Origin of the sequence: Synechococcus sp. CBW1108 (genome assembly GCF_015840335.1) — a bacterium.
GTDB lineage: Bacteria > Cyanobacteriota > Cyanobacteriia > PCC-6307 > Cyanobiaceae > Cyanobium_A.
In genome coordinates this window covers 950,946-970,598 of the sequence record NZ_CP060395.1, presented here as the reverse complement: position 1 = coordinate 970,598, position 19,653 = coordinate 950,946, and the positions used below count along the sequence as shown (strand labels likewise).

Annotated in this window: 23 protein-coding genes and 1 tRNA gene; 12 read left to right on the top strand and 12 right to left on the bottom strand. The window is 63.9% G+C overall.

Annotated elements, in window-relative coordinates:
* The first annotated feature begins 203 nt into the window (after positions 1–203).
* Positions 204–863, top strand: coding sequence for a phosphatase PAP2 family protein (locus H8F27_RS05230; RefSeq protein ID WP_197151838.1), 660 nt, complete (start codon positions 204–206; stop codon positions 861–863).
* Here the strand turns inward: H8F27_RS05230 and H8F27_RS18195 are convergent.
* A complete protein-coding gene (locus H8F27_RS18195) occupies positions 795–1,139 on the bottom strand; it encodes a phosphatase PAP2 family protein (RefSeq protein WP_370594494.1) in 345 nt (114 codons plus the stop codon). The genes H8F27_RS05230 and H8F27_RS18195 overlap by 69 nt on opposite strands.
* 273 nt (positions 1,140–1,412) lie before the next feature.
* On the opposite strand from H8F27_RS18195, the gene H8F27_RS05220 reads away from it, so the two are divergent.
* The gene (locus H8F27_RS05220; RefSeq protein WP_197148269.1) at positions 1,413–2,981 is read left to right on the top strand and encodes an IS5 family transposase; all 1,569 of its coding nucleotides are present in this window, start codon (positions 1,413–1,415) and stop codon (positions 2,979–2,981) included.
* Between the two features lie 231 nt (positions 2,982–3,212).
* On the opposite strand, the gene H8F27_RS05215 is transcribed toward H8F27_RS05220, so the two are convergent.
* Positions 3,213–3,734 carry a photosystem I assembly protein Ycf3 gene (locus H8F27_RS05215; protein WP_197153379.1) on the bottom strand — a complete coding sequence of 174 codons (522 nt, stop codon included), beginning with the start codon at positions 3,732–3,734 and terminating at the stop codon, positions 3,213–3,215.
* A 75-nt stretch (positions 3,735–3,809) separates the two neighbouring features.
* On the opposite strand from H8F27_RS05215, the gene H8F27_RS05210 reads away from it, so the two are divergent.
* Genes H8F27_RS05210 through H8F27_RS05200 form a run of 3 tightly spaced genes read left to right on the top strand, consistent with a single transcriptional unit; the run spans position 3,810 to position 7,768 of the window.
* The gene (locus tag H8F27_RS05210; protein ID WP_370594468.1) at positions 3,810–6,125 is read left to right on the top strand and encodes a heavy metal translocating P-type ATPase; all 2,316 of its coding nucleotides are present in this window, start codon (positions 3,810–3,812) and stop codon (positions 6,123–6,125) included.
* 6 nt (positions 6,126–6,131) lie between these two features.
* A complete protein-coding gene (tmk, locus tag H8F27_RS05205; protein ID WP_231596533.1) occupies positions 6,132–6,779 on the top strand; it encodes a dTMP kinase in 648 nt (215 codons plus the stop codon).
* Positions 6,776–7,768, top strand: coding sequence for a DNA polymerase III subunit delta' (locus tag H8F27_RS05200; protein ID WP_197151825.1), 993 nt, complete (start codon positions 6,776–6,778; stop codon positions 7,766–7,768). Before tmk ends, H8F27_RS05200 begins: the two co-directional genes overlap by 4 nt.
* Here H8F27_RS05200 and H8F27_RS05195 read toward each other — a convergent pair.
* The 4 genes from H8F27_RS05195 to H8F27_RS05180 all read right to left on the bottom strand — a co-directional run bounded on the left by H8F27_RS05195 (position 7,693) and on the right by H8F27_RS05180 (position 9,813).
* A complete protein-coding gene (locus H8F27_RS05195; protein WP_197151823.1) occupies positions 7,693–8,448 on the bottom strand; it encodes a response regulator transcription factor in 756 nt (251 codons plus the stop codon). The genes H8F27_RS05200 and H8F27_RS05195 overlap by 76 nt on opposite strands.
* A gap of 288 nt (positions 8,449–8,736) precedes the next feature.
* Positions 8,737–8,808: transfer RNA gene (locus H8F27_RS05190), tRNA-Asn, on the bottom strand.
* Positions 8,809–8,839: 31 nt separating this feature from the next.
* Positions 8,840–9,523 (bottom strand): ABC transporter ATP-binding protein, encoded by a 684-nt coding sequence (locus H8F27_RS05185; RefSeq protein WP_197151821.1) that lies wholly within the window; start codon positions 9,521–9,523, stop codon positions 8,840–8,842.
* A gap of 26 nt (positions 9,524–9,549) precedes the next feature.
* A complete protein-coding gene (locus H8F27_RS05180; protein ID WP_197151819.1) occupies positions 9,550–9,813 on the bottom strand; it encodes a hypothetical protein in 264 nt (87 codons plus the stop codon).
* A 152-nt stretch (positions 9,814–9,965) separates the two neighbouring features.
* Between H8F27_RS05180 and psbD the strand changes: the two genes are divergently transcribed.
* The 5 genes from psbD to H8F27_RS18190 all read left to right on the top strand — a co-directional run bounded on the left by psbD (position 9,966) and on the right by H8F27_RS18190 (position 14,514).
* Complete coding sequence (psbD, locus tag H8F27_RS05175; RefSeq protein WP_197151129.1) at positions 9,966–11,021, top strand: photosystem II D2 protein (photosystem q(a) protein); 1,056 nt, start codon at positions 9,966–9,968, stop codon at positions 11,019–11,021.
* Positions 11,022–11,458: 437 nt separating this feature from the next.
* On the top strand, positions 11,459–12,898 hold the full coding sequence (locus H8F27_RS05170; protein WP_197151817.1) for an iron uptake porin: 1,440 nt from the start codon (positions 11,459–11,461) through the stop codon (positions 12,896–12,898).
* 228 nt (positions 12,899–13,126) lie between these two features.
* Positions 13,127–13,777 carry a DnaJ domain-containing protein gene (locus H8F27_RS05165; RefSeq protein ID WP_231596532.1) on the top strand — a complete coding sequence of 217 codons (651 nt, stop codon included), beginning with the start codon at positions 13,127–13,129 and terminating at the stop codon, positions 13,775–13,777.
* A gap of 82 nt (positions 13,778–13,859) precedes the next feature.
* The gene (locus H8F27_RS05160; protein WP_197151815.1) at positions 13,860–14,168 is read left to right on the top strand and encodes a nucleotidyltransferase family protein; all 309 of its coding nucleotides are present in this window, start codon (positions 13,860–13,862) and stop codon (positions 14,166–14,168) included.
* On the top strand, positions 14,158–14,514 hold the full coding sequence (locus H8F27_RS18190) for a DUF86 domain-containing protein (RefSeq protein WP_197151814.1): 357 nt from the start codon (positions 14,158–14,160) through the stop codon (positions 14,512–14,514). Before H8F27_RS05160 ends, H8F27_RS18190 begins: the two co-directional genes overlap by 11 nt.
* Here H8F27_RS18190 and ndhO read toward each other — a convergent pair.
* Positions 14,511–14,762 carry an NAD(P)H-quinone oxidoreductase subunit O gene (gene ndhO / locus H8F27_RS05150; RefSeq protein ID WP_370594493.1) on the bottom strand — a complete coding sequence of 84 codons (252 nt, stop codon included), beginning with the start codon at positions 14,760–14,762 and terminating at the stop codon, positions 14,511–14,513. The genes H8F27_RS18190 and ndhO overlap by 4 nt on opposite strands.
* A gap of 36 nt (positions 14,763–14,798) precedes the next feature.
* Between ndhO and H8F27_RS05145 the strand changes: the two genes are divergently transcribed.
* Positions 14,799–15,734, top strand: a complete 936-nt coding sequence (locus tag H8F27_RS05145) for a TIGR01777 family oxidoreductase (RefSeq protein WP_197151811.1) — start codon at positions 14,799–14,801, stop codon at positions 15,732–15,734.
* Here H8F27_RS05145 and H8F27_RS05140 read toward each other — a convergent pair.
* The 5 genes from H8F27_RS05140 to H8F27_RS05125 are packed head-to-tail and all read right to left on the bottom strand — an operon-like array spanning position 15,691 to position 18,087.
* Complete coding sequence (locus H8F27_RS05140; protein ID WP_197151809.1) at positions 15,691–15,948, bottom strand: hypothetical protein; 258 nt, start codon at positions 15,946–15,948, stop codon at positions 15,691–15,693. The genes H8F27_RS05145 and H8F27_RS05140 overlap by 44 nt on opposite strands.
* Complete coding sequence (locus H8F27_RS05135; protein ID WP_197151808.1) at positions 15,945–17,141, bottom strand: lipid-A-disaccharide synthase-related protein; 1,197 nt, start codon at positions 17,139–17,141, stop codon at positions 15,945–15,947. Before H8F27_RS05135 ends, H8F27_RS05140 begins: the two co-directional genes overlap by 4 nt.
* Positions 17,138–17,560, bottom strand: coding sequence for a hypothetical protein (locus tag H8F27_RS05130; RefSeq protein ID WP_197151806.1), 423 nt, complete (start codon positions 17,558–17,560; stop codon positions 17,138–17,140). Before H8F27_RS05130 ends, H8F27_RS05135 begins: the two co-directional genes overlap by 4 nt.
* Before the next feature lie 27 nt (positions 17,561–17,587).
* Complete coding sequence (locus tag H8F27_RS17950; protein WP_255517737.1) at positions 17,588–17,713, bottom strand: hypothetical protein; 126 nt, start codon at positions 17,711–17,713, stop codon at positions 17,588–17,590.
* Positions 17,710–18,087, bottom strand: coding sequence for an iron-sulfur cluster assembly accessory protein (locus H8F27_RS05125; RefSeq protein WP_197151804.1), 378 nt, complete (start codon positions 18,085–18,087; stop codon positions 17,710–17,712). Before H8F27_RS05125 ends, H8F27_RS17950 begins: the two co-directional genes overlap by 4 nt.
* A 99-nt stretch (positions 18,088–18,186) precedes the next feature.
* Here H8F27_RS05125 and zds point away from each other — a divergent pair, with 99 nt between their 5' ends.
* Positions 18,187–19,647 (top strand): 9,9'-di-cis-zeta-carotene desaturase, encoded by a 1,461-nt coding sequence (gene zds / locus H8F27_RS05120; RefSeq protein WP_197151802.1) that lies wholly within the window; start codon positions 18,187–18,189, stop codon positions 19,645–19,647.
* Positions 19,648–19,653: the final 6 nt, after the last annotated feature.

Sequence of the window (19,653 nt, the reverse complement as noted above, 5' to 3'; positions counted from 1 at the left end):
TGCGGTCTGCGCCGGATCTAAAGTTCTGAATATATGGCCTTTGTCCTCCGATCGCGTTCGTTGGAGCGGCTGGGCTGAGCAGCGACTGACGCTAACTGGCATCAGATTATTTTATTTGCGCCTAAATTGTGACATTATATTCAATATCCCCATGGTCAGAGTCGGCTTTATAGGCTACGTTTAGATAGGATCGCCTGGTCACCATGAGAAAAATCTTCGGCAAGAAGCGAGCATTGCTAGGCATCGTAACTTTCCTAATAGCTGCTGGCATGCTGAGCCTGATGGCGGATATCCAGGTTGCTCGACTCATGGATCTGAATCCTATTCCTAAGGAAATAGGACGGATTCTGAGTTTTTCCGAAATCGGTGGTCATGGCACTGGCGCAGCCATGGTTTTGATTGGGGTTATAGCCTGTAGCCAATTTAGATGGCGCCGTTCCGAGGAGCGTATGCGTGCCCTGCGCCTAATTGCAGGCACCTATCTGGGCGGGTTGATTGTAGTTTTGCTCAAGCTAATCGTTGCCCGGGTTAGGCCCGGAAAGGCAATCCTTGAAAACGCCAATAGTTTTTTTGATACATTTGGGCGCCAACTCCTAGACGTTGGAATTCATGGACGCTCTGCAGTGATGAGTTTCCCTTCCGGACATGCTGCTGTTGCCGCAGGTTTGGCAGCATCTCTTTGGTGGTATTTGCCAGCTGGGCGCCCTGCATTTTTGATTCTAGCTATTTTGGCATCACTTCAGCGGGTGGCCACCAATAATCACTATTTAAGTGATATCTGCATCGGTGCGGCCCTAGGGCTGGTCGGGGCTTGGTTGTGCATGCCCAAACCGCAGGCTCGGGATTTTGAGCCAATGGGCTAGCAAAAGGCCGGTGACTGAGCCCACCAAGGCCCCCAAGTACATGTCGGTGGGGTAATGAGCTCCGCTTGCCACCCGGGTGAGCGCGCAGCCCACTGCCATCACCAGGGCCGGCCAGCGCAAACGGGGAAACAGAATCATCAGGGCCATGCTCCCGCCAAAGGCCACGGCCGCATGGGAGCTGGGCAGGCCAAGGCCACTGCTTGACCAGGGCCGATCGGTGAATGGGCGGAAAACATAGGCTTCCAGCTGGGAGGGCCTTTCGCGGCGCAGGGTCATTTTGAGCAGCTCGGCCCAGGCGCCACTAAGGACTGGGCTGAGCAAGAGAAAGGCGCTTTGTTTGGTGCGATTGGCTTGCTCTTTTCCCGTGTAACTAATAGCTAGGGCTATCGAAAAAAGGAGCCAGGGCCATAGGCTTCCCCAGATTCGAAATAGATAGGGACTCCTGAAAAGCCAAATCGACTGCAGCGCAGCTTGTTTCAGCGATCTAAATTTGATAAACTGGGCTCGTTCAGGGCAATTGACGATTGCTACAACTGCTGAGCACTGCAGATGTACCAGAAACGCCATAACGGGCAGCTCTCAATCGAGGATTTCCATCTGCCTTTTGGCGGCACGTTGGACACGGACAATCGCTGGGTAATCTTCTCCTCCCTGATGCCATGGGAAGAGTTGGAGGAATCATATGCACCTCAGTTCAATCCCACCACTGGCGCCCCAGCAAAGCCTGTACGGCTGGCATTTGGTGCGCTGTTCATCAAGCAGCGGCTTGGTCTGACCGACGAGGAGACCGTTGAGCAGATCCGAGAAAACGCTTACATGCAGTATTTCCTTGGCTATGCCGGCTATTCCAGCAAGGCACCATTCGACCCATCAATGATGGTTCATTTCCGCAAGCGTTTCTCCGAAGAGGAACTCACCCGGATCAATGAACTCATTGCCGAGCGGGGCAAGGCCATGCTGATGGAGGTTGTGGCGTCACAACAAGATGACGACGACACTAACGATCCAAGTGCCTATGCTGACAACCAGCTCTCACTTGACGACTTTGTGAAGCCGGCCGATTGGCCAGAAGGCAAGAATTGGGGAACACTCAGCATTGACGCCTCGTGCACACCAGCCGACATTACCTATCCAACTGATTTGAAGTTGCTCAACGAAGCGAGGGAGTCGACCGAACGGATCATCGACGATCTCTGCGAACAGAATTCAGACCTACGGAAACACAGTCCCCGATATGACCGTGGCAAGGCGCGTGCCAATTTCCTCAGGGTTGCTAAGCAGAAAAAGCCGCGTCGCCGCAAAATCAAAGCCACGATACGACGCCAGCTGGACTATCTGCAGCGGAATCTTGATGCTATTGATGCCCTGATCCACTCCGGGGCAATGCTTTCGGGCTTGAAGACCCATTGGTGGCAGAAGCTCCTCGTGATCAGCGAGCTGCACCGCCAGCAAAGCATCCTGCTGTACTCGAAAACGCGCAGCATGCCCGATCGTATCGTGAACTTGGTTCAGCGACACGTTCGGCCCATGGTTCGTGGTAAAACGAGAGCTGCTGTTGAGTTTGGCGCCAAAATTAGTGTTTCTGTGCGAAATGGCTTTGCCTTCCTGCACAGGATCAGCTGGGATCCATACAACGAATCCGAAGACTTAATTCCACAGGCCATGAAATACAAGCAAGAGCATGGCTGCTACCCCGAGCGAATCTGCGCTGATCGAATCTACATCAATACCAAGAACCGAAACTTCTGCACTCGGAACGATATACGGCTCTCTGGTAAGCGATTGGGGAGGCCGCCGAAGAATCCAGAGATCAGTGCTGCTCACAAGCAGCAGCTAAGCGCTGACCAGCGGAGGCGAAATGAAGTGGAGGGATGCTTTGGATCAGGGAAGAGGAAGTATTCACTGGACTTGATTATGGCTCGGCTGAGCAAAGGTGCAGAGAACTCCATCTCCATGGCCTTTGTGGTGATGTGCGCAGAGAAGATCCGGAGGCTCCTCCGCCTCTTTTTTATCACTATTTTTGCCTGGTTATGTACCTGGAAATGGCCAGGTAGTCTCTGGATGGGGCTCAGGAACATTTGGCAGCTTGAAACAAACCAATCACTGGCCACTGGATAACCGTGCGTTTGGGCTGCCTACGCCCTGCTATTTGGCTGCGATCGGATCCAGGTTGCGGTTCTTTTTTCAGGAGTCCCTAGATAGTAGAGGTCGCCCTTCAGCAAGCTGCCCAGGCTGCCAAGTATCTTGCCGAGGCTGAAATCAACCAGTGTCAGACATGCGAATACAAGCCATGCCAGACCGGCAAGTAAAATGAATCCCCTCGCCGATGGTTGCAGTCGCATCGGCTGTTTAGAAATACACGTCCACGCTGCCGCGGCCGCTGGTTTTGAGCCAGTTCTGGGCCTCGATGTAGTTGTTGGGGGCCAGGCGAATGGCCTTGGCCCAGAAGTCGGCGGCCTGGTCGAAGCAGCGGTCGGCCTCATCGGCGTCACCCTTTTCTTCGGCGATCGAGCCCAGGTGGTGGTGGATAACGGCCATGTTATTGAGGGCCTGGGGCATCTTGCTGTTGAGATCGAGGGCCTGGCCGTAGAAATCAAGCGCCTTGGCATGGTCGCCGTTGCTGGCGAAAACCAGGGCCATGTTGTAAAGAATGAAGGCCCGGTCATTGGGGTCGTCTTCGAGGGTGAGGGCTTCCTCGTAGTTCTCCAGAGCTTCTGCGTATTCGCCATCGGCCTGGGCGCTCATGCCATCGCGGTAGTAGGCGAAGGCCTCCTTGGCCCGCCGGTTGGTGGGCAGCACCTTGAGGATCAGGTCGGCCATCACCGTGAAGCTCTTGTCGATGAAGTTGTCGTTGCGTTGGCTGCGGGGCACGGGGGCGGGGATGGGCTCGTTGGTGCCCATCCTGGCCGATCTCCCTAGCCTGGGCTGATCTGATCGGCGCTGGCCTTGTCTTCGCTTCAGGAGCCCCTCCTGCTGGAGCCCCTCCTTTTCGAAATCGAAGGCATGAAGTGCGGCGGCTGCGTGCGGGCCGTCGAACAGCGCCTGCTGGGCCAGCCCGGCGTGCGCCAGGCCAGCGTCAACCTGCTCACCCGCACCGCCTGGGTTGATGTGGTTTCCGCGGAGGCCAGCCAGGCAGCCCTGCTCCATTCCCTGGCGGGCCTTGGCTTCCAGGCCAGGCTGCGCCCCAGCGATGCTGAGCTGCCCAGCCGGCGGCAGCGCCTGCAATCCCAAAACTGGTGGCAGCACTGGCGCCAGCTGGTGGTGGCCCTGGGCCTGCTGCTGGTGTCGGTGCTGGGCCACCTTTCGCTGGCGGGTCTCGGGGCCCTCTGGATCCATGCCCTGGTGGCCACGCTCACCCTGGCGGGGCCGGGCCGGCCGATCCTGGTGCGGGGAGTACGGGCCGCCCTCGCCGGCCTGCCCAGCATGGACACCCTGGTGGGTCTGGGGGTGATCAGCGCCTACCTGGCCAGCCTGGTGGCCTTCCTCTGGCCCCAAACCGGCTGGCCCTGTTTTTTCAACGAGCCGGTGATGCTGCTGGGCTTCGTGCTGCTGGGCCGTTTCCTCGAGGAGCGGGCCCGCTTCCGCACGGGTCGGGCCCTCGAAGAGCTGGCCGAGCTCCAGCCCGACACCGCCCTGCTGCTGCTGGGCGAGGGGCCACCCCGGCCGGTGCGGGTCGGTGGCCTGCGCCCAGGTGATCGGGTGCAGCTGTTGCCGGGGGATCGGGTGCCGGTGGATGGGGTGGTGCGCCAGGGCTCTGGGGCGGTGGATGTGTCCGGCCTGACCGGCGAGCCCCTGCCCGTGGCGGCCATTGCCGGCACCGAGCTCTCAGCCGGCAGCCTCAATCTGGATGCCCCCTTAGTGCTGGAGGTGTTGCGCCGCGGCGCCGACAGCGCCATCGCCCGCATCATCCACCTGGTGGAGCGGGCCCAGGCCCGCAAGGCCCCGATCCAGGGGTTGGCCGACCGCCTCGCCGGCCGCTTCACCCTGGTGGTGCTGGCCCTGGCGCTGGCCACATTGCTCTTCTGGTGGCTGCTGGGCACCCAGCTTTGGCCCCAGGTGCTGCAGCAGCCAGCTCCCCTGGCTGGCGCCCACGGCGCCCACGCTGGCCACCCCCTGCTGGCGGTGGCGGCCGAAACCCCCTTTGCCCTGGCCCTGCAGCTCTCGATTGCGGTGCTGGTGGTGGCCTGCCCCTGCGCCCTGGGGCTGGCCACTCCAACGGCGATCACGGTGGCGATGGGCCGGGCCGCCCGCGGCGGGCTGCTGTTTCGGGGCGGGGATGGGATGGAAACCGCCGCTGGCCTGCGGGCCATGTTGTTTGACAAGACCGGCACCCTCACCCGGGGCCGGCCGCTGGTGACAGCGGTTGAGCCCCTCCAGGCCGCCAGCTCAGACCTGCTGGTGCAGCTGGCCGCCAGTCTGGAGGCCGGCAGCCGCCACCCGCTTGGCTTTGCCCTGCTGCAGGAGGCCCAGCGCCGGGGCCTGGAGCTGCTGCCGGTGGCTGAGGCCCACAGCTGGGCCGGTCAGGGGGTCAGTGGCCGCATCGAGGGCCAGAGCCTGCGGGTGGGGCGGCTGGCCTGGCTGGAGGCCTGCCCGAGCCCGGAGCTGCTGGCCCGCCAGGCCCTGCTGGAGTGCCAGGGCGCCAGCGTGCTGGCCGTGGCCGGGGAGCAGGGCGTGCTGGGGCTGGTGGCGGCGGCTGACCAGCCGCGCCCCGATGCCGCCGGCGTGCTCACGGCCTTGAGGGGCATGGGCCTGCAGCTGGGTCTGCTCAGCGGCGACCGGCGCGAACCGGTGCAGCAGCTGGGGGCCAGCCTGGGCCTGGCGGAGGCGGAGCTGGGCTGGGAGCTGCGGCCCGAGCAGAAGCTGGAGAGGATCCTGCAGCACCCCGCCCATGGCGCCCTGGCGATGGTGGGGGATGGCATCAACGATGCCCCGGCCCTGGCCGCGGCGGATCTGGGTATCGCAGTGGGCACCGGCACCCAGATCGCCCAGGACAGCGCCGGCCTGGTGGTGATGGGCGATCGCCTTGAGGGCATTGTGGCGGCCCTGCGGCTGGCGCGTCGCACCATGGCCAAGGTGCGGCAGAACCTCGCCTGGGCCTTTGGTTACAACCTGATCGTGCTGCCCCTGGCGGCCGGCGTGTTGCTGCCGGGCTACGGGGTGTTGCTGACCCCTCCCCTGGCGGCGTTGCTGATGGCGCTGAGTTCGATCACGGTGGTGGTCAATGCCCTGCTGCTGCAGGATGGCTTGAAGGATCTCCGCTGAGTGCAGGTGGCTGAGCCGGCAGGCCCCTCCCGGGGCCGTTTTGTGGTGCTGGAGGGGATCGATGGCTGCGGCAAGACCACCCAGCTCGAGGCCCTGGGCCGCTGGCTGCCGGGGAGTGGGTTGCTGGCCCCAGGAGCGGAGCTGATCATCACCCGGGAGCCCGGGGGCACGGCCCTGGGCACGGCCCTGCGCCAGTTGCTGCTCCATCCCCCCGGGGCGGCGGCGCCGGAGCCGATGGCGGAGCTGCTGCTCTATGCCGCCGACCGGGCCCAGCACGTGGAGCAGTGCATTCGCCCAGCCCTGGCGGCGGGCCACTGGGTGCTGAGCGACCGCTTCAGCGGCTCCACCGCCGCCTACCAGGGCTACGGCCGGGGCCTGGATCTGGCCGCCATCGCCCAGCTTGAGCAGCTGGCCACCGCCGGTCTGGCCCCGGATCTCACCCTCTGGCTGGAGTTGCCCCTGGCCGAATCCCTGCGCCGGCGCGCCAGCCGCGGTGCCGATCGGATCGAGGCCAGTGGCGAGGCCTTTCTGCAGCGGGTGGTGGCCGGTTTTGCGGCCCTGGCGGGGGAGCGCGGCTGGCGGCGGCTCGATGCCAGCCAGTCGCCCGAGCAGGTGGCCGCAACCTGCCGCACCTTGCTGGCCAACCTGCCGTGACAGGCCTGTTTGACCACCTGGTGGGGCAGGGGCGGGCGGTGGCCCTGCTGACGGCCAGCCTGGACCAGGGCCGCCTGGCCCCGGCCTATCTGTTTGCGGGGCCAGATGGGGTGGGGCGCCGACTGGCGGCCCTGCGGTTTCTGGAGGGGGTGCTGGCCGGGCCGGCGGGGGATGGGGCCGTGCGGCGGCGCCTGCAGGAGGGCAACCACCCCGATCTGCTCTGGGTTGAGCCCACCTACCAGGAAAAGGGCCAGCTGGTGCCGGCCTCAAAGGCCGAGGAACTGGGCCTGGCTAGGCGGGGGGCGCCCCAGCTGCGGCTCGAGCAGATCCGGGAGGTGTCCCGCTTTCTGTCCCGGCGGCCGGTGCAGGCCCGGGGCTGCCTGGTGGTGCTCGAGGGGGTCGAGGCGATGGCGGAGGGGGCGGCCAATGCCCTGCTCAAAACCCTCGAGGAGCCCGCCGATGGGCTGCTGATCCTGATTGCGGCGGCCCCCGACCGGCTGCTGACGACGATCCGCTCCCGCTGCCAGAGCGTGCCCTTCACGCCCCTGACCCCTGAACAGCTGGCCCTGGTGCTGGAGCGCTGCGGCGAGCCGCCGCCCAGCCAGGACCCGCCGGAATTGCTCGAGCTGGCAGCCGGATCGCCGGGGGCCCTGCTGCACTGCCGCCAGGTCTGGGCGGCCCTGCCGGCGGGCCTGGCGGAGCGGCTGCTGGCCCTGGCGGCGTCGGCCGATCCCCTCGAAGCCCTGGGCCTGGCCAGGGATCTGGCCGAGGCCCTCGACGCCGAGCAGCAGCTCTGGCTATTGGGCTGGTGGCAGCTGGCCCTCTGGCGCCGCCAGGCCCTCTGGTGCCGCCAGCCCCCGGTCGCGCACTTGCAGCGGCTGGAGCGCCTGCGCAGCCAGCTTGGGGCCTACGTTCAGCCCCGGCTGGCCTGGGAGGTGGCGCTGCTGGAGCTGGCCAGCTGGGCATCGCTGGGGAGCTCGAGGCAGTAGCCCGCCCCGTAGACGGTTTTGATGAAGCGGGGTTTGCGAGGATCGGGCTCGAGCTTGGTGCGCAGGTGTCTGACGTGCACCCGGATCGTCTCGATGTCGTCGTCCGGCTCGTAGCCCCACACCTCCTTGAGAATCATCGAGGGGGCCACGGTCTGGCCGTGGCGCTGCAGCAGGCAGTGCAGCAGCTCAAATTCCAGGTGGGTGAGCCGCACCGGGGCGTCAAACCAGATCGCCTCAAACCGTTCCGGCACCAGGGTGAGGCAGCCGTAGCTGAGGATCTCGCTGTGCTGGCTGGAGGGGGGGGCGTGCTCGCTGCGCCGCAGCAGGGCCTTGACCCGCACCATCAGCTCCTCCAGGTCGAAGGGCTTGGCCAGGTAGTCGTCGGCGCCGGAGTTGAAGCCGCTCACCTTGTCTTTGACACTGCCCAGGGCGGTGAGCATCAGAATCGGGATATTGGCGGTGCGCTCATCGCGGCGCAGGCGCTGGCAGAGGGTGAGCCCATCCACCCTGGGCAGCATCAGATCCAGCAGGATCAGGTCTGGGCCGTATTGGAGGGCAAGGGCCTGGCCCTTGATGCCGTCATCGGCGCGCTGCACGTCGAAGCCGCCATGCTCCAGGTGGCCGGCCACCAGCTCGCGCATGTCACTGTCATCTTCGATCAGCAGGATGCAGGGCTTCATGGAGTCGGGCGATGGATCAGCGGTAGATCAATTGCTACCGCTGGCAGCAATTTCAACGCATTTTCTGCTTTTTTGCCCTTCGCTAGCCCGCTCGCCTCGAGGCAGGTGGCCTGCATAGACGGCTGGGGCCCAGCTGGGGTGAGCCCTCTGGGGCCCGGAGCGACCCAGCTGGCCAGGGATCTTCAGGTTTTCTTCGCAGTTATTTGTTGCACCGGGCCCAGGATTCCCCGACAAAAGACTCCGAGCCACAAAAAAACCGCAACCCAAGGGCTGCGGCTGATCTGAAAACTCCCCGGGCGGGATTCGAACCTGCGACCAATCGATTAACAGTCGATCGCTCTACCGCTGAGCTACCGAGGAACGCTGAGCTGCCGAAACCGGCCCGATGAACCTACTGGGTTGGGCCGCCGCCCCGCAAGGGGTCGAGCTGGCCCGCCAGGCGGGGCCCCGGTTGCCAGCTGCCCACGGCCCCTTTCTCCATCAGGGCGGCCCCGTCACAGCGCTGTAGTTCCTCCAGCCGGTGGGTGATCCACAGGGCCGCAAGCGGCGCTTTCGGCCGGTGGCTGAGGCTCCACACCAGCTCCAGCACGGCCTGCTGGCTGGCTGGATCGAGCAGGGCCGTGGGCTCATCGAGCAGCACCAGGCTGGCGCCGCTGGCCAGGGCACCGGCAATGGCCAGCCGTTGTTTCTGGCCGCCGCTGAGGGTGTGGATCGGTCTCGGCCCAAAGCCCTCCAGGCCAACCTGGGCCAGGGCCAGAGCGACCCGTTCGCGGCGCTCCTCGCCGCTGAGGTTGGCGGGTAGATCCAGCTGAAGGTCGCTGGCGCAGCTGGGCAGCAGCAGCTGGTGATCGGGGTTCTGGAACACCAGCGCCACCTTGCCGGCGGCCTGGATGCGGCCACTGCGGGGCTCCAGCAGGCCGGCGATCAGCCGCAGCAGGGTGCTCTTGCCGCTGCCGTTACTGCCCACCAGCATCCACAGGCCCGGCGCCGGGATCTGCAGGTTGCAATGGCCCAGGGCAGGGCGGCCATTGGGCCAGGTGTAGCTCAGCCGCTCGACGGTCAGGGGAGGGGTCATGGAGCTGGGGGAGGCGCCGATGCCCTTCAGTTGTCGAAGCTGAAGCCGGGGCGCTTGCCACCACTTGCCACCGCCGATTTTTCGTAGACGGCCACGGCCACCACTTCACTGCTCAGCAGGCTGATGCGCTTGTTTTCCTCCTTTTCGCAGCTGAGCTCCAGAACCCTGGGGCCAGCCCCCTCGAGGGCCTGGCGCACCTCGCCATAGAGGGCCTGGGCGTCGGCCAGCTCCCTGCGCTGCACGGCAACGGGCATGGGGCTGAGCTTGAGGGAGAGCTCGACGACGTACATGGCGGGGAATTGGGGAGCCCCCACTGTGGCGAATCCCGCCCCGCTTGGCGCCAGACCCTGAGTAGAAGTGCTCAGCCTGGGTACGGTTCCGCGCACTTGGCGGCCTGGACCCGTAGGATTCGGGATGTAACGCTTCATGAAGCACGCCTCTCATGACTATCGCTCTAGGGCGCGCGCCACAGCGGGGATGGTTCGACGTCCTCGATGACTGGCTCAAGCGCGACCGCTTTGTCTTTGTCGGTTGGTCAGGTCTGCTCCTGTTTCCCACCGCCTATCTCGCCCTTGGCGGCTGGCTCACCGGCACCACCTTTGTTACATCGTGGTACACCCACGGCATTGCCAGCTCTTACCTGGAGGGCTGCAATTTCCTTACCGCCGCCGTCAGCACCCCTGCTGATGCCATGGGCCACAGCCTGCTGTTGCTCTGGGGCCCAGAAGCCCAGGGTGACTTCGTGCGTTGGTGCCAACTGGGTGGCCTTTGGCCCTTCGTGGCTCTGCACGGTGCCTTCTCCCTGATCGGCTTCATGCTGCGTCAGTTTGAGATTGCCCGGCTAGTGGGCATCCGCCCCTACAACGCCATCGCATTCTCCGGTCCGATCGCGGTGTTCGTCAGTGTCTTCCTGATGTACCCCCTCGGCCAGAGCAGCTGGTTCTTTGCTCCCAGCTTCGGGGTGGCGGCGATTTTCCGCTTCCTGCTCTTCCTGCAGGGCTTCCACAACTGGACGCTGAACCCCTTCCACATGATGGGAGTGGCCGGCATCCTCGGCGGTGCCCTGCTGTGCGCCATCCATGGCGCCACGGTGGAGAACACCCTGTTTGAGGACAGCGATCAGTCGAACACCTTCAAGGCGTTCGAGCCCACCCAGGAAGAGGAGACCTACTCAATGGTCACCGCCAACCGCTTCTGGAGCCAGATCTTCGGGATCGCCTTCTCCAACAAGCGCTGGCTGCACTTCTTCATGCTGTTTGTGCCGGTGATGGGTCTTTGGACCAGCAGCATCGGCATCATCGGCCTGGCCCTCAACCTGCGCGCCTACGACTTCGTGTCCCAGGAGATCCGCGCAGCAGAGGACCCTGAATTTGAAACCTTCTACACCAAGAACATCTTGCTGAATGAAGGCCTGCGTGCCTGGATGGCACCGGCTGACCAGCCGCATGAAAACTTCGTCTTCCCTGAAGAGGTTTTGCCCCGCGGCAACGCTCTCTGAGCAAGGCCTGTCAGCTTTAGCTGTTTCCCTAAGCGTCCCCTCCCGGGGGCGCTTTTTTTCTGGTTAGATTTGCCAAGTTCTGTCAGCAGTGATGTGGCATTTCGCAGAGGCCAACGGCCCCGGCGGATGCCGAATGCATCGCCGGCTGGCCCCAATCCCCCCAGGAGGAGGTGCCCGTGAGTTCCAGTTACTTAAACCAGGGTCTGCTGATCGCGGAGAATGCCCTCTAGTTGGTTTCGCGGCTGATTGCGGCCCGGCGAGAGCCCCCGGCGAGCCCTGTGCCCGCCGGGGGCATCGTTTTTGGAGCCAGCCATCGCGGGCCAGGTGACCTGATCCAGGTGTCATTGTGTGCACTGGCACATCTGCTGGTGCAGTAGGCGTGATATCTGGTCAGTATGGGTGCGGCGCATTGCGCCAATCTCGTGTGAGGAACACCCATGAAACTCTTCCAGCAACTGCTGGTTGCTCCTGCAGCTCTTGGTCTGCTGGCCCCCGTGGCCGCTACCGCAGCTGAGCTCAATCTGGACGGCGTCAACAAGTACGCCTCCGAGGAGCAAGTCACCAGCATCTCCCAGTTTTCCGACGTCAAGCCCACCGACTGGGCTTACCAGGCTCTGTCCAACCTGATCGAGCGCTACGGCTGCGTGGCTGGCTATCCCAATGGCACCTACAAGGGTGGCAAGGCGATGACCCGTTTTGAAGCCGCTGCCCTCCTTAACGCTTGCCTCGACCGCGTCACCGAAGTGACCGACGAGCTCAAGAAGCTGATGACCGAGTTCGAGAAGGAACTCGCCATCCTTAAGGGCCGTGTGGATGGCCTCGAGGCCAAAGTGGGCGAACTGGAAGCTAACCAGTTCTCCACCACCACCAAGCTGAAAGGTATTGCCACCATGGTGTTGGGCGGCGGCTCCAACACAGGTTTTGGTGACGACGTCACCATGAACTACGACGTTCGCCTGAACTTCGATACCAGCTTCACCGGTAAAGACCTGCTGCGCACCACTCTGCGTTCAGGCAACTTCGCTGACTCGGCTTTCTCCAACGGCAATACGGCCTTGGAAGTCGCCTTCCAAGAAGATGCTGGCGTTGGCGGTGGTGTTGACGTGGTTGGCATCAACCGCCTCTTCTATCAGTTCCCCGTGGGTGACGGCGTGACTGCCACCTTTGGTGCCAAGGTCCGTCAGGACGACATGCTGGCCATGTGGCCCAGCGTTTATCCCTCAGACACCATCCTCGACCTGTTCACCTATGCAGGTGCCCGTGGTACTTACAGCCTGAATCTGGGCGCTGGTGTTGGCCTTTGGTATCAGAAAGAGGGTTTCAGCGTCAGTGCTAACTTCGTTTCCAACGAAGCTTCTTCTGAAGATTCCACCATCGGTGTTGGCGAGGCCTACACCTTCACCACCCAGGTTGGCTACGCCGGCAAGAATTTCGGTGCCGCCCTTGCTTATACCTACTCGGATTTTGCTGAGCTTGGTGGTGTGTATGCTAACAACATGGGCCTGAGTGGTTATTGGCAGCCTTCGGATGCCAGCTGGGTGCCTTCAATCAGTGCAGGTTTTGGCTACGGCAAATCTAATTTAGCCGTCCTCGACGACAGCTGGAGCTGGATGGTTGGCATTCAGTGGGCTGATGCCTTCATCAAGGGCAACGCTCTTGGTATGGCAATCGGTAGCGCTGGCCAAGTCGGCCTGGGTGCAGGTCTTGGTACCGGTGGTATCTGGTTCGATGGTGCTGAAAGCACCATCGCTTACGAACTGTTCTACAAGTTCCAAGTCACCGATAACATCAGTGTTACCCCTGCTTTCTTCTACATCGAGAACAGCGGAGCTTCTGACACCGTTGGCGGCCTGCTGAAGACCACCTTCAAGTTCTGATCCTCAGAACCCAACTGGGCCGGATTCCTCACACACCTCCGGTCCTTTGTCCTCCACTTCTCAATACACACCTCAATCAACCCCAGCCTTGGCTGGGGTTTTTTGTTGGGCAGCAACAAGCGATATTGGCAGGCAGTGGGGCTTGAGTTCCTAAAGTCATCAACAAATTCCTTTGCTTGCGGAGGCCTCGCCCTGGCTGCTGCTGAACCCACTGCAGATCCTTATCGCGTGCTGGGTGTTTCGCCCACGGCCAGCGGCGTTGAGATCAAGGCCGCTTACCGGGCCCTGGTGAAGCAGCATCATCCGGATGCTGGCGGCGATGACCGCACAATCCTGGCCCTAAATGCAGCCTGGGAGGTATTACGCGATGCCGATCGCCGCCGCCGCTACGACCTCAGCGCGCCCACCTCTTTAGATCCAGCTGGCGCCAGCTTTTCGGTGAGGCGGGCCCGTGCTCAGTCGACACGCAGCGCTGCCACTGATGCCGTGTTGCAACAGTGGTTGCAGCAGGTGTATGCGCCGATTGATCGGCTTCTGGCTCAAGTGATCAACCCTTTTCCAGCCCAGCTCAAGGCCCTTTCCGCCGACCCCTACGACGACACCTTGATGGGGGCCTTCTGCACCTTCCTGGAGCAGGCCACCGCCCGCATGGCCAAGGTGGAGCTGCTCTACCGCTCCCACGCCTGCCCCCGCCCTGTGCAGGCCTTTGGCCTGGATCTCTATCACTGCCTCAGCCTGGTTCAAGACGGGCTGGCTGAGCTCGAGCGCTACACCATGGGCTACGTGGATTCCTACCTGCACGATGCTCGTGAGCTATTGCGCCAGGCCAAGGCTCGCCGCTGCCAGTTGCTGGTCGATTCGCGTGTGCTGCGGCGTTGAGAGCTGGTCTCAAGTTGGGGGGCGAATGCCTTTCCGCAGGGGGAACAGGGTGCAGAATTGCATGAGCGCTGCCTCTCTCCCTATGCTCCCGTTGATTGAGCGAAATCAACCCGCCATCGCTGAGCTTTGCAAGCAGCATGGGGTTGATCGCCTGTATGTGTTTGGTTCAGTGCTCAGGCCAGATTATCGACCTGGCTTAAGCGATTTGGATTTTCTGGTTGATTTTCAGCCCATGTCGCCTGTTCGCAAAGCCCATGCTTTCTTTGGCATGCGTGATGCACTCCACCACCTTTTATGTGCCGATGTGGATTTGGTGATGTCGGGTGCTGTTCGCAATCCCATCATCGCTCGCGAGATCGCAGCCACAAGGCAGCAAATCTATGGCGCGTGATCCAGCGGCTTACTTCGTCGATGCCTCGGAGGCGTGCCGAGCGATTGAAGAGGTTCTCAGCGACGTAGATCTTGAGACCTATCGATCTAAGCGCTCAATTCGGTCATCTGTTGAACGTGAATTTATCCTCATTGGGGAGGCTCTGCGACGGCTTGAGTCGGTCAGCCCAAAGCTTTTTTCGAGAATCGCAGGCGCTAGGTTGGCTATCGACTTCCGAAATTTATTGGCACATGACTATAGCGCTGTTGACGACGATGTTGTGCTCGGCGTAGCGCACTCAGATCTATCGATACTCAAGTGTGATATTGAAGCATTGTTGTTGGTTGGCGAAGGCTCGACCCCCTAGCTGGAATACGCTTCCAGCTGATCCAGCCTGAGCCACACATCGGGCACCGGTCGGCGCCAGCGCAGCTGGGCGTAGGCGCCCTTGATGGCCAGGATTTCGCCCGGGCCTTCCAGTAAGTAGCCGGGTAGGGGGGCCTCGCTGGCTGCGGCCTCCAGGCTGCCCGCATAGGCCGCCCCGTTGACGCGCACCAGGTTGCCCTTCTTTAGCGGGGTCTGATCGGCCACAGCAGGGGATCTAGCTGGGGCCAGGTTAAGGCCTAGCCTTGGCCCATCTGGGCTGAATCGATGCGTCTGCTGTTGCTTGGCTGCTCAGGCTTTGTCGGCCGTGAGTTGGTGCCCCTGCTGCTGGAGCTGGGCCATGAGCTCACCCTTGTGAGCCGCCAGCTCCAGCCCTTTCCCGTCCTGGTGGGTGAGCGGCTCAACTGCATCCAGGGCGATCCGGCCGACCCCGCCAGCTGGGCCGGCACCGGCCTCGAGCTGGCCGTCGCCCAGGCCGATGGGGTGGTAAATCTCGCCGGCGAGCCGATTGCCGAGCGCCGCTGGACCCCGGCCCACCGCGAGCTGTTGCTCCGCAGCCGGGTGCGCAGCACCGAGCTTTTGGTGGCGGCGATGGCGCGCCAGCAGCGCCCCCCGGCGGTGCTCGTCAACGGCTCAGCGGTGGGCTATTACGGCGCCAGCCTCCAGGCCCAGTTCAGCGAATCCAGCCCCGCCGGCAGCGACTTTCTGGCCGAGATCTGCCAGCAGTGGGAAGCCGCCGCCGACCAGGTGCCCACCGGCTGCCGCCTGGTGAAGCTGCGCATCGGCATCGTGCTCGCCGCAGATGGCGGCGCCCTCGGCAAGATGCTGCCCGTTTTTCGCATGGGTTTCGGTGGCCCCGTTGGCACGGGGCGCCAGTGGATGAGCTGGATTCACCGCCATGACCTCTGCCGCCTGATCGCCACCGCCCTCGAGGATGGCTCCTACAGCGGCGTCTACAACGCCGTCAGCCCCCAGCCCACCACCATGGGCGCCTTTGCCGCTGCCCTGGGCCAGGTCATGGGCCGGCCCAGCCTGCTGCCGGTGCCCGCGCCGGTGCTGCAGCTGCTGCTCGGCGATGGGGCCCAGGTGGTGCTCGAGGGCCAGCAGGTGCTGCCCGAGCGCCTGCTGGCCCAGGGATTCAGTTTCTCCCACCCCGATCTCAACGCTGCCCTCGCCGCTGCCACCAGCCCAGCACTCCGCTGAGCAGGGCAGCGCCCATCAGCAGCCCGATCGCGGGAGTGAACAGCGGCTCCCACAGCTTTTGGAACAGGGTCAGAGGCCCCTCCACGTGCTGGCTGTGCAACACCACGGCCGTGGCAAACCACAACGCGCCGGCGATCACCACAAACACATCCACCACCAGCAGGGTGTCCATGGCGCCCTTGAGCTGCTGCAACCGGGTGGGGGGGGGGGTCATCGCGCCGAAGCCGCAAGCAGGTTCATGATCGCTCCGGCCATGGCCTGGCTGCCCCCAGGCCTGCCGATGCGCTCCTGGCCAATTGTCGCCAGCTGCTGGCGCAGGGCCGGCCCCCGGATCGGATCCAGCTGCTGTTCCAGCAGTTGGTACGCCAGTTCGGCGGCGCTGGCGGGATCTGGGGCGCAGAACACCCCAGCACCGAGCAGGCGGCGCTGGGCCTCGGCGAATCCCGGCGTGAATTGGGGTCCCTGGCCAGGTAGCTGCAGCACCGGTATGGCCAGCCCCACCGCCTGCTCCGCCGCGGTGCCGGCGCTGCAGAGCACCAGTTGGGCGCGGGGCAGCAGTTGCCCAAACCCGCCCCAGCTCAGCTCCAGCTCCAGGGGCCCCCGCACCAGCCGGTCCTCTCCCTCCAGCTTCCAGCCCAGGGGTGCTGCCAGCTGGGCGATGCAGGCCCGCTCCAGGCCAGGCACCAGGGCGGCCCGCAGCCGCAGGCGCCGACCCCCCGGCCATTCCACTGGCAATTTCCCAGGCAGCTGGGCCAGCAGCTCCAGCATCAGAGCCAGATTGCGGGCCGCTTCCGGCAGGCGGCTGCCTGGCACCAGGAGCAGCTCCGGATCCCCTGCCCCCGCTGGTGGGGTTTCGTGGCTGCTCACCGCATCGAGAAAGGGGTTGCCAAGGAAGCTGGCGGACCGCCCCAGTTGCCCGCTGAGGTCGGCGGCGCTGAGCTCATCGCGGCTCCAGATTGCCCTGATGCCTGGCCGGCCCAGCAGCCAGCCGCAGGGCCAGGGCAGCCTCAGCCGGCCCTCGTAGTGGCTGGAGTAGGCCACCAGATACACGGCAGTGGGCAGGCCTGAAAACCAGCCCCCCAGCACGGCCAGCAGATCGCCGACGGCCAGCACCAGCCCGTAGTGGCGCCGCCGCCGCCTCAACAGCAGCAGGCGGCTCAGTACGTAAAGCATCTGGCCCTCGAGCAGTTCGGCGATGCGCCCCGCCAGGCTGGTGTAGCCCAGGCCGCCGGTGCTGCAGTTGCGGGTGCGGCCCAGCACGGGAATGCCCAGTTGGCGGTAGCTGGCGCCATGGCCCACCAGTGGCAGGGCCTCCACGGCAATGCCCATCTGGATCAGTTGGGAAGCCACCAGGGCGCCACTGAGGTCTTCCCCATGGCCGTTGCTGAGCAGCAGAACCGGTTTCAAGCCGCGAGCCAGGCCTTCACCTTTTCCATCGCCTTCCAGCCCGGTTGGCGCACCAGGCCATCGGCGATCGAGGCGTTGAGCTCCGCCGCCATCTCCGGGGCCATCGCCAACACCCGTTGCACGATCTCAATGTGTTCGCGCACTCCCTTGGCGCCGGTTTCCAGCATGGCCAGGCTCAGGTTGATGCGCGCCTGGGGGTCCTGGGGGTTGAGGCGCACCGCGGTCTTGGCGGAGCGCAGGGCGCTCTGGTGCTGGCCATCCAGCAGCTGCAGCCAGGCCAGGCAGGTCCATCCCGCCGCCTGGTTGGGGGATTGCTCCGTGATGGCAACGAAGCTGCCGATCAAGTCGGCCGGCGCCGCCCCCTGCTGGTAGCGCTCCATGGCCTGCTCGAACAGGGAGGATGCTTCTGGGGAGGTCATGGGGAGGCGGCAGGCCTGGTCGTGACCTCAGATTGCCATCTGGTCGGACAACTGGCCGACCAAGCCATCGCTCGATTCGTTTGCGGAGCCTTTGGCCCGTGAGCCGAACAGCACCAGCAGATCTAGATCGCTCGGCAGGGCGCTCTGGTTCACACCGCAAACGAGCTGCCGCAGCCGCAGGTCTGGCTGGCGTTGGGGTTGGTGAAGTTGAAGCCGCCGCCGATCAGGGCCGAGGAAAAGTCCAGCTGCATCCCATAGATGTAGAGCAGGCTCTTGGGATCGCACACCACCTGGAAGCTTGGGGCACCGCTAGGTTCGTAGGTGTAGCGCTCGTCATCCCCCTGGATCGCACAGGCATCGACGAAATCCATCGTGTAGCTCATACCGCTGCAGCCCCCGGAGCGCACCCCCACCCGCAGCACCTTGCCGGCGCCCTGCTGGCCCATCAGCGCCGCCAGCTGCTTCATGGCCGGCTCGGTGATCTGGATCCCCTTGCCGTCCTTGGCGGTGAAGGTTGCGGTGCTCATCGGGCTCAATACCTGCTGGACCCACTGTATGTAGCCCGCCCAGCCGCTGCCTGGTGGGTTGTCTCCATAGAGTCGTCCCAACTTTGAGGGTGCAACGGGGTGCGGGTCGCCATTGTGGGAGCTGGATTGGCCGGGTTGGCGGCGGCGGTTGACCTGGTGGACGCTGGCCACCAGGTGGATCTCTATGAGGCCCGGCCCTTCCTGGGCGGCAAGGTGGGCAGCTGGGTGGATGGGGAAGGCAACCACATCGAGATGGGGTTGCATGTGTTCTTTTTCAATTACACCAACCTCTTTGCCCTGCTGCGCAAGGTGGGCGGGATCGACAACCTGCTGCCCAAGGACCACACCCACCTGTTTGTGAACAGCGGCGGTGACCTGCGCGAGCTCGACTTCCGCTTTGCCCTCGGCGCCCCCTTCAACGGCCTCAAGGCCTTCTTCACCACCCCCCAGCTGGGCTGGATCGACAAGCTGCGCAATGCCCTGGCCCTTGGCACCAGCCCGATCGTGCGCGGCCTGGTGGATTACGAGGGGGCCATGAAGGTGATCCGCGACCTCGATCGGATCAGCTTTCAGCAGTGGTTCCTCGGCCATGGCGGCAGCCAGCAGAGCATCAAGCGGATGTGGAATCCGATCGCCTATGCCCTCGGCTTCATCGACTGCGAGGCCATTTCGGCCCGCTGCATGCTCACCATCTTCATGATGTTTGCCTCCAAAACCGAGGCCTCCAAGCTCAACCTGCTCAAGGGTTCGCCCCACCGCTGGCTCACCGGCCCGATCTTCGACTACATCGAGCAGCGCGGCGGCCGCCTGCACCTGCGCCACCGGGTCAGCCAGGTGCACTTCGAAGATTCAGCGGCCGGCGCCACCAAGGTCACCGGCCTCAGCCTCGGCAGCCCCGAGGGCGAGATCAGCGTGGAGGCCGATGCCTATCTCGCCGCCTGTGACGTGCCCGGCATCCAGCGCCTAATCCCGCCGGCCTGGCGCCGCTGGCCCCTGTTTGACAACCTCTACAAGTTGGAGGCGGTGCCGGTGGCCACGGTGCAGTTGCGCTACGACGGCTGGGTGACCGAACTCGGGGATGGGGCCGCGCAGGAGGCGGCCCGCCGTGATCTGGCCCATCCCAGTGGCCTCAACAATCTGCTCTACACCGCCGACGCCGATTTCAGCTGCTTCGCCGACCTGGCCCTGGCCAGCCCCGTTGACTACCGCAGGGAGGGGCTGGGTTCCCTGCTCCAGTGCGTGCTCACCCCCGGCGATCGCTGGATCCCCAGCAAAACCGAGCAAATCGTGGCCCACACCGATGCCCAGGTGCGAGCCCTGTTCCCCTCCGCCGCCAACTTGAAGCTGGTGTGGAGCAATGTGGTGAAGCTGGCCCAGTCCCTCTACCGAGAGGCGCCTGGCATGGAGTCCTACCGGCCCGACCAGAGCACACCGGTTAGCAATTTCTTTATGGCCGGAAGTTACACCAAGCAGGACTACATCGATTCGATGGAAGGCGCCACCATGAGTGGGCGTCTGGCCGCCACGGCGATCCTGGCCACCACCACCACGATCGCGTAGGACATT

Excerpts from the sequence above, each read along its gene's own strand:
- H8F27_RS05230 (WP_197151838.1), top strand. The coding sequence starts at position 204 with ATGAGAAAAATCTTCGGCAAGAAGCGAGCATTGCTAGGCATCGTAACT.
- H8F27_RS18195 (WP_370594494.1), bottom strand. The coding sequence starts at position 1,139 with ATGACCCTGCGCCGCGAAAGGCCCTCCCAGCTGGAAGCCTATGTTTTC.
- H8F27_RS05220 (WP_197148269.1), top strand. The coding sequence starts at position 1,413 with ATGTACCAGAAACGCCATAACGGGCAGCTCTCAATCGAGGATTTCCAT.
- H8F27_RS05195 (WP_197151823.1), bottom strand. The coding sequence starts at position 8,448 with ATGAAGCCCTGCATCCTGCTGATCGAAGATGACAGTGACATGCGCGAG.
- H8F27_RS05185 (WP_197151821.1), bottom strand. The coding sequence starts at position 9,523 with ATGACCCCTCCCCTGACCGTCGAGCGGCTGAGCTACACCTGGCCCAAT.
- H8F27_RS05180 (WP_197151819.1), bottom strand. The coding sequence starts at position 9,813 with ATGTACGTCGTCGAGCTCTCCCTCAAGCTCAGCCCCATGCCCGTTGCC.
- psbD (WP_197151129.1), top strand. The coding sequence starts at position 9,966 with ATGACTATCGCTCTAGGGCGCGCGCCACAGCGGGGATGGTTCGACGTC.
- H8F27_RS05170 (WP_197151817.1), top strand. The coding sequence starts at position 11,459 with ATGAAACTCTTCCAGCAACTGCTGGTTGCTCCTGCAGCTCTTGGTCTG.
- H8F27_RS05160 (WP_197151815.1), top strand. The coding sequence starts at position 13,860 with ATGCTCCCGTTGATTGAGCGAAATCAACCCGCCATCGCTGAGCTTTGC.
- H8F27_RS18190 (WP_197151814.1), top strand. The coding sequence starts at position 14,158 with ATGGCGCGTGATCCAGCGGCTTACTTCGTCGATGCCTCGGAGGCGTGC.
- H8F27_RS05145 (WP_197151811.1), top strand. The coding sequence starts at position 14,799 with ATGCGTCTGCTGTTGCTTGGCTGCTCAGGCTTTGTCGGCCGTGAGTTG.
- H8F27_RS05140 (WP_197151809.1), bottom strand. The coding sequence starts at position 15,948 with ATGACCCCCCCCCCCACCCGGTTGCAGCAGCTCAAGGGCGCCATGGAC.
- H8F27_RS05130 (WP_197151806.1), bottom strand. The coding sequence starts at position 17,560 with ATGACCTCCCCAGAAGCATCCTCCCTGTTCGAGCAGGCCATGGAGCGC.
- H8F27_RS05125 (WP_197151804.1), bottom strand. The coding sequence starts at position 18,087 with ATGAGCACCGCAACCTTCACCGCCAAGGACGGCAAGGGGATCCAGATC.